General features: G+C 70.3%; 5 protein-coding genes and 1 pseudogene. All 6 read left to right on the plus strand.

Annotation, left to right across the window (positions count from 1 at the left end; all coding sequences use genetic code 11):
* Window positions 1-684 (plus strand): dihydrolipoamide acetyltransferase (locus D7Y15_RS40520; protein ID WP_121755925.1); only part of this gene is annotated, 684 nt, incomplete at its 5' end.
* A 13-nt stretch (window positions 685-697) separates the two neighbouring features.
* On the plus strand, window positions 698-3,103 hold the full coding sequence (locus D7Y15_RS40525) for a tetratricopeptide repeat protein (RefSeq protein WP_121755926.1): 2,406 nt from the start codon (window positions 698-700) through the stop codon (window positions 3,101-3,103).
* 5 nt (window positions 3,104-3,108) lie between these two features.
* Window positions 3,109-6,537 carry a tetratricopeptide repeat protein gene (locus D7Y15_RS40530; RefSeq protein WP_121755927.1) on the plus strand — a complete coding sequence of 1,143 codons (3,429 nt, stop codon included), beginning with the start codon at window positions 3,109-3,111 and terminating at the stop codon, window positions 6,535-6,537.
* Window positions 6,534-7,907 carry a tetratricopeptide repeat protein gene (locus tag D7Y15_RS40535; RefSeq protein ID WP_121755928.1) on the plus strand — a complete coding sequence of 458 codons (1,374 nt, stop codon included), beginning with the start codon at window positions 6,534-6,536 and terminating at the stop codon, window positions 7,905-7,907. Before D7Y15_RS40530 ends, D7Y15_RS40535 begins: the two co-directional genes overlap by 4 nt.
* A 14-nt stretch (window positions 7,908-7,921) precedes the next feature.
* Window positions 7,922-8,212 carry a hypothetical protein gene (locus D7Y15_RS40540; protein ID WP_120581646.1) on the plus strand — a complete coding sequence of 97 codons (291 nt, stop codon included), beginning with the start codon at window positions 7,922-7,924 and terminating at the stop codon, window positions 8,210-8,212.
* Between the two features lie 4 nt (window positions 8,213-8,216).
* Window positions 8,217-8,629, plus strand: a pseudogene (locus D7Y15_RS40545) (hypothetical protein); the annotation flags it as partial.

Consider the following 8,629-nt stretch of genomic DNA (forward strand, 5'->3'; position numbering starts at 1 on the left):
GCTTCCCCGGCCGCTGGCACGCCGCAGGCCCCCGCCGCGAAGGCACCCGCGGGCGACCAGACGGCGGATGAGGCCTTCACGTCGCGCGTGAAGACGCTGGAGGAGCAGGTCGTCGACTTGAAGGAGAAGATCTACCGCTCCAAGGCGCGCCTGCTGCTGCTCCAGGAGTCGGTGATGGGCGGCGAGCTGTCCACCGGCGCCCGCGCGGTGCTGGTGCACAAGAACGAGATGGGCAACGCGTTCCAGCTGGAGTCGGTGGTGTACGCGCTGGACGGCGCGCCCATCTTCACCCAGGTGGACACGCAGGGAGACCTGAACCGGCACCAGTCGCTGGAGGTCTTCAACGGCCGCATCGTGCCGGGCCAGCACCAGCTCGCGGTGCGCCTCGTCTACCGGGGCAGCGGCTACGGCGTGTTCAGCTACCTGGAAGGCTACAAGTTCAAGGTGCAATCCAGTTACACCTTCAACGCGGAGTCCGGAAAGGTCACCACGGTGAACGTGGTGGGCGTGGAGAAGGGCGGCCTCACCACGGACCTCAAGGACCGGCCCGCGGTGCGCTACGACATTGAAGTGGCCAAGGACACGCGCGCGAACCGGCCCGCCGGCCCGGGCTCCGGCTCGGAGACGGAAGGCGCTCCGGGGACTCCCGCCGCGCCGGCCACAACCTCCAGCGAGCTGAAGTAGGGAGCGTCAGGCCGTGACCGCGACGCTGCACGCCCTGGCCCTCGCGCTGTCCCTCGGGGCCGCGCCCGCTCCGGCGCCCCAGGCCTCCAAGCCGGGGGCCGCGCTGCCGCCCATGCCCGCGTCGTTGAGCTCGCGCGCGGCTTCGGTGGAAGCGGTGGAGGCGCAGCTGCGCACGGCGGAGCAGTCGCTGCGCTTCGTGGAGACGCAGTTCACGGAGCGCCCCGAGCCCAGCAGCGCCGACTCGCAACTCAAGCGCTTCTCCGAGGGCGAGGTGTACTCGCTGCTGGGAGACTGGGCCGCCGCGTCCGTCCTCTTCTACGACCTGGTGAGCGACCCGGCGTTCAAGGCGAACCCGCGCTACCCGGAGGCGGTCTTCTATCTGGCGGACGCGCTGTACCAGCAGAAGAACGACATCGGCGCGCGGGTGTATCTGCGCGACGTGCTGTCGCTGGACCTGACGCCGCAGCGCTACAAGGAGGCGGTGAGCCGCTACCTCGCGGTGGCGGGAAGGCTCCAGCAGTTCGACGGCATCGACGCGTACGTGGAGAAGGCGCGGCAGCTGTCGGGCGGCGTGCTGGCGCCGGACATCGCCTACGTGCATGCGCGCGGCACGTTCAAGCGCCTGGACCTGACGCCGGAGGAGCACCAGCTGCGCTCGCGCGCGCTGTTCGCCCCGCTGGCGCAAAGCCCCGGCGCCTTCCGCGTGCAGGCCGTCTACCACCTGGGCGTCCTGAGCGTGCAGAGCGGGGACTACCCGGCCGCCATCGCGCAGTTCCAGCGCATCGTGGGCACCGGACCGGACACCGTGGTGTCCACCGGCATCGAGGAGGCGGAGGCCCAGCGCTTCCGCGAGCTCGCGTTCCTTTCGTTGGGCCGGCTGATGTACGAGACGGGCCGTTTCGACGAAGCGCTGGACCACTACGGCCAGATTCCGCGCGAGAGCGAGCGCTTCCCGGAATCGCTGCTGGAGGTCGCGTGGACGTACGTGCGCAAGCAGGACTTCACGCAGGCGAAGAACGCCACGGACATCCTGTTGCTCGTCGCGCCGGACTCGCAGCTCGCTCCCGAGGCGCGCATCCTCCAGGGGCACCTGCTCCAGAAGCTGCGCCAGTACGACGAGGCGCTGGAGACGTATGACGGCGTGGCGCGCATGTTCACGCCCGCGCGCGACAAGGTGGACGCGCTCCTGCGCGTGAACCAGGACCCGGTCGCGTACTTCGACAACCTGCTCGCGCGCAACGAGCGCTCGCTGGACGTGAGCACCCTGCTGCCCCCGCTGGCGCTGAAGTACGCGTCCACGCAGAAGGAGGTCGCGGACGCGGTGCGGATGGTGGGCGACCTGGACAGTGGCCGTCAGGGCGCGGGCGAGGCGAAGGCCATCGCCGAGCGCATCCTGGAAGCGCTGGACGCGCGCGGGCTGGAGGCGTTCCCGGAGCTGCAGGAGGGCTACGTCCGCACGGAGGCCGTGGACACCGCGCTCACCGCCGTGGAGCAGTCCCTGGTGCAGGCGGAGGCCGCGCTGGTGGAGGAGAAGCTGACGCCCGCCGAGCGCGAGAAGCTGCTCGTCGCCCAGGGCGCGCGCGAGGCCCAGCGGCTGCGCTTCGCGGCGCTGCCCACCACCAACAAGGAGCTGGAGGAGCGCCGCCACCGCATGCAGGCCAAGGTGGACGCGGTGGACCGCGAGGCCTTCCGTGTGGGCTACGAGCTCCAGAGCCTGCACGCGAACGCCGCCGCCATCCGCAAGTGGGTGGAGGACACGCGCGACGAGCGGCAGGCGGACCCCGCGGAGGAGCGCGAGTTCCTGGTGCAGCTCCAGGCGGAGATCGCCACGCTGAAGGACCTGCAGGCGGAGCTGGACCGCACCCGCGCCCGGCTCGCCAGTGAGCGCCAGTCCACGGATACGTCACTGGAGGGCGAGGCCGCCATCCGCGCCCGCTACTCCGCCGCGCTCCAGCAGGAGCACGGCGTCTTGCGCGCCGGTGAAGGCCGGCTGTCCGGTGAGGACACGCGCGTGCTGTTGCGCATGCACGCGGTGCGCTCGCGCATCGACTCGTTGCGCGGCCGCGTGGCGGTGGCGAGGGTGGCGCTGCGCTCGCGGTTGGAGCTTCGCGTGAAGTCCATCCGCGACAAGGTGCGCGTGGAGCAGGCGCTGCTCCAGGGCTACGAGCAGGAGGTGGCCGCCGCGTCTGGTGACGCTCGCAACCTGGTGGGCCGCATCGCCTACGAGAGCTTCCGCCGCGTGCGGCAGCAGTTCTACGACCTGGTGCTCAAGGCCGACACCGGCACGGTGGACGTGGCCTTCAGCCGCACGCAGGACAACGCCACGAACATCCAGAAGGTCGCCAAGGAGAAGTCGGACGCACTGCGCGCGCTCGACCTGGAGTTCAAGGACGTCCTGTCGTCGGAAGGGGGGGACTGAAGGCCATGCGCCGCCCTGCCCTCGTCCTCCTCCTGGCCCTCGCGCCGCTGGCCTCTCACGCCGCGAAGGCCAAGACGCCCAGCCAGGCCTCGAAGAAGGCCTCCAAGCCTTCCGAACCCTCAGGCCCCGCGAAGGCCCAGCCAGCGGCTCCGGCTCCGCCCGCGCCCAACACCTCCCGCTACCTGGACGGACTGGGACACACGCCCGAGCAGGAGAAGCTGCTGCGCGACGTGAGCCGCGCGCTGGAGGCTTACGAGGCGGAGTCTCGCGACTTCCACCGCGAGGTGAAGCAGCTCATCGAGCGGCGCTACCAGCAGAAGCGCTCGGCGCTCAACAACGCCTACGAGAAGACGCTCACCGCGCTGGAGTCACAGGAGCGCACGCAGCGGCTGGACGCCATCGGCCGCTTCGAGGACTTCCTGCGTCGCTACCCGGACGAGCCTCGCGCCACGCCGGACGTGATGTTCCGGCTGGCGGAGCTGTACTACGAGCGCTCCGCGGACGAGCACCAGCTGGCGCGCAAGGACTACGCGGAGCGCGTGCGCACGATGTCCGACGAGGCCATGGCGGACCTGCCGCCGGAGCCGGACGTGGACTTCACGCCGTCCATCGGCCTGTACCGCTCGCTGCTCGCGCGCTTCCCGGACTACAAGCTCAACGACGGCTCCCTGTACCTGCTGGCGTACTGCCTCAACGAGCAGCACAAGGACGAGGAGAGCCTCGCCACCTACCAGCAGCTCACCACGCGCTATCCGAAGAGCCGCTTCGCCACCGACGCGTGGACGCGCATCGGCGAGTACTGGTTCGAGGAGGAGACCGACCCGGAGGCGCTGCGCAAGGCCGCGGAGGCGTACACCGCCGCCACGCGCGACACGGAGCACCGGTTCTACGACAAGGCCCGCTACAAGCTGGCCTGGACGTACTACCGGATGGACTGGTTCGAGGAGTCCGTGGACAGCTTCCTGCTGCTCCTCGACCACTACCAGTCCCACCAGCAGTCCGGCAGCAAGGCGGACGAAGGCGACCTGCGCTCGGAGGCGCTCCAGTACATCGCGCTGTCGCTGGCGGACGAGACGTGGGGCGGCGTGGCCAAGGCCCGCGATCTCTTCGCGAAGCGCGGCGGCCGGCCCTACGAGCCGGAGGTGTACCGCCGGCTGGGCAACGTCTACTTCGACCAACTCCGCAACGAAGACGCCATCGCCGCGTATCAGCAGGTGCTGTCCACCGACCCGCTCACCGCGGACGCGCCGCGCCTGCAGCAGCGCATCGTCCAGGCCTACGAGCGCGACCGGCGCATGGACCTGTACGCGCGCGAGTCGGAGAAGCTGGCCAACAGCTACCTGCCCGGCGGCGCCTGGTACGAGAAGAACAAGGACGACCCGAACGCGCTGTCGCACGCGCAGACGCTCGCCGAGCAGAGCCTCTACTCCGCCGCCGCGTACCAGCACCAGCAGGCGCAGTCCTTCCAGAAGGAGGGCAAGGCCGCGGAGGCCAAGAGCACCTACGCCTCCGCCGCGCGCGCGTACGGCACGTACCTGGAGCGCTTCCCGCGCAGCAAGACCGCGTACGCGATGCGCTTCTTCCACGCCGAGTCCCTCTTCAACTCGGACGCGTACGGCGCGGCGGCGAAGGAGTACGCGGCCGTGCGCGACTCCAACCAGGACAACACCTACCGGGACGTGTCCGCGCACAACGCGGTGCTCGCCTGGAAGGCGCAGCTGGACGAGGACGTGAAGGCGGGCCGCGTGCCGGAGCGCAAGCCGCTGCGCGCCAGCGAGCGCCCCAAGGACAGCACGCACGCGCCCGTGGCCCTGGCGGAGACGGAGGCCGCGCTCGTGAAGGCGTCCGACGCGTACGTGGCGCTGCTGCCGAAGGAAGAGGCCGCGCCGGGCATCGCCTACCAGGCCGCGGAGCTCTTCTACACGCACGACGACTTCGCCCAGGCCCGCCCCCGCTTCGAGCGCGTGGTGCAGGCGTACCCGCGCAACCCGGTGGCCGGCTATGCCACCAACCTCATCATCGAGTCCTTCCTCGTCGACCAGGACTGGAAGAGCGTGGAAGAGGTCAGCGCGCGGCTCGCCAGCAACGCGCAGGTGGTGGATCCGTCCAGTGAGCAGTACCGCGAGCTGATGAAGTTCAAGCTCGCCGGCCGCTTCAACCTGGCGGACCAACTGGCCTCGCAGAAGCGCTACGACGAGGCGGCGAAGAAGTACCTCCAGCTGGTGGAGGAGGCCCCCCGCCACGAGTTCGCGGACAAGGCGCTCAACAACGCGGCGGTGGCGTACGAGGAACTGCGCCGCTTCGACTCCGCGATGAAGCTCTACGAGCGCGTCTACCGCGACTACCCGAAGTCGCCGTGGGCGCACACCGCGCTGTTCCGCGTGGCCCTGAACGCGCAGAAGTCCTACGACTTCGACAAGGCCGTCACCAGCTATCAGAAGCTGGTGAAGGACTACCCGAAGGCCGAGGAGCGTGAGGCCGCGCTCTACAACGCGGCGTCGCTGCTCGAAGGACAGCAGCGCTACGCGGAGGCCGCCGCTGCCTTCCAGCGGTGCGTGGAGCTGTATCCCCACGGGAAGAACGCGCCGGAGAACCAGTACCGCGCGGCACGCATCCTGGAGAAGCAGGGCGACACCCGGGGCGAAATCAATGCGCTGGAGGCCTTCGTCCGCAAGTTCGCCAGCAAGGCGGATCAGGTGGAGCTGGTGGTGGACGCCAAGCGCCGCCTGGGTGACGCCTGGAAGAAGCGTGGCAACGCGAAGGAGGCCGAGCGCGCGTACGCCGCCGCCGCGGATGACTTCGACCGCCGCAAGCTGAAGCCGGACACGCAGCCGCGCGCCGCGGAGGCCGCCGCCTACAGCCGCTTCCAGCTGGCCGAGCTGGAGTTCCAGCGCTTCGACGCGCTGAAGCTCAGCGGCTCCGGCAAGGCGCTGGAGAAGAGCTTCACGAAGAAGACCGAAGCCGTGAAGGCGGTGGACGCCGCGTACGCCAAGGTGCTGCCGTACAAGCAGCTGGAATGGTCGCTGGCGTCGTTCTACCGGCGCGGCTACGCCCTGGAGCGCTTCGCCGTCACGCTGCTGGACGCGCCGGTGCCTCCGGAAGTGAAGCGCCTGGGGGACGACGCGGTGCTGACGTACCAGGACATGCTCACGCAGCGGACCGTCGCCTTGGAGGACCGCGCCGTGGAGAGCTACGCCGCCACGCTCAAGGAGGCGCGCAACAACCGCGTCTCCAACGAGTGGACGCGCCGCACGCTGGAGTCCCTCAACCGCTTCCGCCCCAAGGAGTACCCCGTCCTCAAGGAGGCCCGGGGCGCGCTCGCGTCGGAGACCGTGTATCCGGATGGCCTGCTGGGCAGCCTCGCCGCGCCGCCCACGCCCGCTCGCGCCGACCCGGACAAGGCGCCCCGGCTCACGGAAGGGGGCACGCCATGAACGCGGGCCGCAAGTTCGCGCTCACCGGGCTCGTGCTCTGGCTGTCCGCCTGCGCCTCCGGTCCGGAGACGCGCAAGGACTCGAAGCTCACCGGGCCGGAAGCCGGACCCGTCACGGCCATCAGCACGTCTCCGAAGCCCGGCGAAGCGAAGTCTGGTGACGCGAAGGCTGGCGACGCGAACCCCCAGGCGAAGGAACCGGCGCCGGTCGCGAAGTCGCTCGCCGGACCGGAGCGGGACTTCACCAGCGCGGTGGAGGTCGCCCGGCGCGGAGAGCTGACCATCGCGGAGGCCGCGCTCAAGGCCCTGCTGGAGAAGTCCCCGAAGCTCGGCCCCGCGTGGACGAACCTGGGCATCGTGCAGGAGCGCCAGGGCCGCTTCCCGGACGCGGAGCGCTCCTACCGTCAGGCGCTGGTGCTGGACGCGGACCAGGAGGCCGCGTGGGACTGCCTGGTGCGGCTGGCGGCGCGCACGGGCCGCGCGGCGTCGCTGGAGGCGGAGCTGCGCGAGGCGCTGACGAAGCAGGACTCGGTGGCGCGGCGCACGGCGCTGGCGCTGAACCTCCTGCTGCAGAAGAAGCACCCCGCCGCTGTCGCCGAGGCCCGCCGCGCGCTCCAGGTCAGCGAGCAGCACGTGCCCGCCATGCAGGTGCTCGCGCAGGTGTACGCCCGCGAAGGCAAGTACGAGCTGGCCTCCATGGTGCTGGGCAACGCGCTCGCCATCGACTCGCAGGACGCGGCCACCCTCAACGCCCTGGGCCTGGTGCACCTGGGTCTCAAGGAGCGCCCCCTGGCGCTGGAGCGCTTCCGCCAGGCCATCGCGCTCCGGCCGGACTTCGCCGAGGCGCGCAACAACCTGGGCACCCTGCTCAACCAGGGCGAGGACTACTCCGGCGCCCGCGTGGAGCTGGAAGCCGCCGTGAAGGCCGCGCCGGACTTCGCCGCCGCCCACCTCAACCTGGGCAACGCGTACCGCGGCGAAGGGGACTTCCCCCGCGCCCTGGCGGAGTACGAGCGCGTGCTCCAACTCCAGCCCGACACGAAGGACGTGTACTTCAACCTGGCCCTGCTCCACCTGGACCTGGAGCCCGCCGGAATGGACGCCCTGGAGCGACTCCAGAAGGCCGCGTCCTTCCTGGAGCAGTACAAGTCCAAGGGCGGCACCGACGAGCGCACCGCGCAGTACCTCAAGGACGCGCAGAAGGGCATCGACCGGGAGACCCGCCGCCGCGAGCGCGAGCGCAAGGAAGGCCTGAAGAAGGCCGCCGAAGCCGCCAAGGCCCCCGAGGCAAACCCGACCCCTGCCTCGCCCCCCGGGCCCCCTGCCACGCGGCCGGGCGCCTCGGGTAAGGTGTCCAAGGACGTCCAGTAGCCCGACCTTCCGCCATGCGCCCCGCCCTCCTCCTGCTGCTCGTCGCCGTCTCCGGTCCGTCCTGGGCGGAGGACTCCGCGTCCACGAAGAAGGCGGCGAACGGCGCGACGCCAGCGCCCCAGGCTCCGGCGGCGAAGAAGCCGGCCAAGGCCATCCGCCTGGAAGCCATCAAGGTCGAGGGGCGCATCCAGAAGCCGGAAGCCTTCTATTTCCTCGACCGCTCCAAGCCGAGCTTCGACGACCTGAACCGCACGGAGAGCTTCGTGCCCAAGGTGGTCCAGAGCGTGCAGCAGGACCCGTTCTAGATCCATGGCCCTTCAAACCCGCCCCAAGTTGCTGCGCGTCGGCGTCATCCAGGACGGGCGCATCGTCGAAGAGCACCACCTGCTCCACGACTCCGTCACCATTGGCGATGACGCCCGCAACACCATCGTCATGCCCCCGTCCGAGGCGCGCCCGCCGCGCTTCAAGGTGCTGGAGAACCGCGGCCAGCAGTTCCACCTCATCATCGACGAGCACATGCAGGGCCGCATCAACCTGGGCTCGTCGGACGTGGACTTCGACGCGCTCCGGGAGCAGGGGCTCGCCACGCGCCGCGCGGACGACACCTTCGACCTGCCGTTGCAGGAGAGCGCCCGCGGCAAGGTGGACCTGCCGGACGCCACGCTCTTCTTCCACTTCATCCCCGCGCCCGCCCCGGGTTCCAAGCCTGTCTCTTATAC

It is taken from the genome of Corallococcus sp. AB030 (genome assembly GCF_003668965.1).
Lineage (GTDB): Bacteria > Myxococcota > Myxococcia > Myxococcales > Myxococcaceae > Corallococcus > Corallococcus exiguus.

What these genes read in the sequence shown, in the direction of transcription:
- D7Y15_RS40535 (WP_121755928.1), top strand. Translation starts at nt 6,534, where the DNA reads ATGAACGCGGGCCGCAAGTTCGCGCTCACCGGGCTCGTGCTCTGGCTG.
- D7Y15_RS40530 (WP_121755927.1), top strand. Translation starts at nt 3,109, where the DNA reads ATGCGCCGCCCTGCCCTCGTCCTCCTCCTGGCCCTCGCGCCGCTGGCC.
- D7Y15_RS40540 (WP_120581646.1), top strand. Translation starts at nt 7,922, where the DNA reads ATGCGCCCCGCCCTCCTCCTGCTGCTCGTCGCCGTCTCCGGTCCGTCC.